Source organism: Paludisphaera soli (assembly GCF_011064595.1).
GTDB lineage: Bacteria > Planctomycetota > Planctomycetia > Isosphaerales > Isosphaeraceae > Paludisphaera > Paludisphaera soli.
In genome coordinates this window covers 1-1,914 of sequence record NZ_JAALJI010000095.1, presented here as the reverse complement: position 1 = coordinate 1,914, position 1,914 = coordinate 1, and the positions used below count along the sequence as shown (strand labels likewise).

Annotated in this window: 2 protein-coding genes; both read left to right on the top strand. The window is 68.7% G+C overall.

Features of this window, described 5'->3' with window-relative positions; translation table 11 throughout:
• Positions 1 to 91 precede the first annotated feature (91 nt).
• Positions 92 to 1,417: an IS701 family transposase gene (locus G6O68_RS31660; RefSeq protein ID WP_165253724.1), complete on the top strand. Its 1,326-nt coding sequence runs from the start codon at positions 92 to 94 to the stop codon at positions 1,415 to 1,417.
• Positions 1,418 to 1,509: 92 nt separating this feature from the next.
• A complete protein-coding gene (locus G6O68_RS31655) occupies positions 1,510 to 1,854 on the top strand; it encodes a hypothetical protein (protein ID WP_165253722.1) in 345 nt (114 codons plus the stop codon).
• Positions 1,855 to 1,914 lie beyond the last annotated feature (60 nt).

Below are 1,914 nucleotides of genomic sequence, written 5' to 3'. Positions count from 1 at the left end.
TTCTACTGTAACCGATTTTTCGTGACACCCTGGGTCGGGCCTTATATTCTGACGAGCGTGGAGGATAAGCACACTCCGGGGAGCTGACCCGATGTCGCTCCTGGATCATCCCGAGGCCCAGGCCCTGCTGGCTGATGCCGTGGTCATGCCGGAATCCGTCCGGGGGCGAGACGACCGCCTGACGGATTTTCTCCAACGCTATCTGCCTCGCTTCTATCGCGTCGAGCAGCGGGCCACCGCGGCCCTGGTCATCCGCGGCCGGCTCGGCGGCCTGGAGCGTAAGACCTCCGAGCCGATCGCCATCGAGGCGGGCCTGCCCCGCAAGCCGATCCAGTTCTTCGTCGGCAGTGGCAAGTGGGACGACGAGGCGGTCATGGCCGAGTTGCGGACGCACGTCGGCGAGGCGTTGGCCACGGCCGATGGCGTGGTGGTCGTCGACGGCAGTTCGTTCCCCAAGAAGGGGACCGAGTCGTGCGGGGTCGGCCGGCAGTGGTGCGGCCGGCTCGGCAAGGTCGACAATTGCCAGGTCGGGGTCTTTCTCGCCTACGCGACCGACGACGGCTACGCGCCCCTGGACCGCCGGCTCTACCTGCCGGAGGACTGGGCCAAAGACGCGGCCCGCCGTGAGAAGTGCCATGTCCCGCCGGAGGTCGTGTTCCGCGAGAAGTGGCAGATCGTGCTGGAGATGCTCGATCGGAGTCTGCCCGGCCTGGCCCACGGCTGGATCGCGGGCGATGACGAGTTTGGCCGGGCCTCCGAGTTCCGCGCGGCGTTGCGTCAACGGCAGGAGCGTTACGTCCTGGACGTGCCGTGCAACACGACGGTGCGCGACCTGGAGCGTCGCCGCCCGCCGCGGCGGCGGGCCGGCGCGGGCCGCAAGCGTGAGGTCCCGTTTGTGCGGGCCGACGCCTGGGCGGCGAGCCAGCCGGAGTCGCGCTGGGAGCGGACCACGGTACGAGACGGCGAGAAGGGCCCGCTGATCGTGGACGCGATGACGGTGCGCGTGAAGGCCAAGCAGGACGGCCGGATCGGTCCCGAGGAGCGCCTGGTGGTGATCCGCGTGGTGGGCGAGTCGCAGACCGACTACGCGCTGACCAACGCGGGCGCCGAGGTGCGGCTGGCGGAGATCCTGGGAGCCCAGCGGCGTCGGCATCGGATCGAGGAGATGTTCGAGGCCGGCAACGGCGAGGCGGGGCTGGACCACTACGAGGTGCGGAGTTGGGTGGGATGGCATCACCACATGACGCTCTCGCTGCTGGCGTTGTGGTTCCTGTGCCTGGAGCGTCGGCACGTCGGGGGGGAAAACCCCGGCGATCACGGTGCCGCAGGCGAGGAGCATCCTGGCCCGCCTGCTGCGCGATCGACCGCCGACCCCGGAGGAGATCGCGGAGGTGGTCAGCCGCGTTCTGCGGCGTAACGAGGAGGCGCGGATCTACCACTGGCACAAGGCCACCGGAGAATTCCCTCCGCGGCGGCCGCGGCCGAATACGAGTTAGGAGTCGCCCGCGGATGAGTGCCACCCCGCTATCCCGCCCGGCCCTGCCGGAGGGCTGGTTCTATCCCGACGACGATACGGCACGGGATCTCCACGCCGAACTGCAACGCGAGTTGCCGCCGGGACATCTCCTCGCCGGACAGCCGGTCGAGACCTTCGCCTGGCGTGAGGGGGCAACGGATGACGCCCTGTTCCGACACACGGAAGAGTCCGACCGCTTCACGGTCATCCACCTCTCGTGGCTCGGGCGCACCGAGATCAATTCGAGGCATCCCACGGTGGAGTTCGACGGCACCTTCGCCGGCTTCCTGGCCGATGAGGAGAGGCGCTACGGCCTCACGCCGCCCGACGGTGTCTGACCTCGATCCGCAACGACACGGCCAACCACCAGGCTTCAAATCGGATCGGTTACAGTAGAA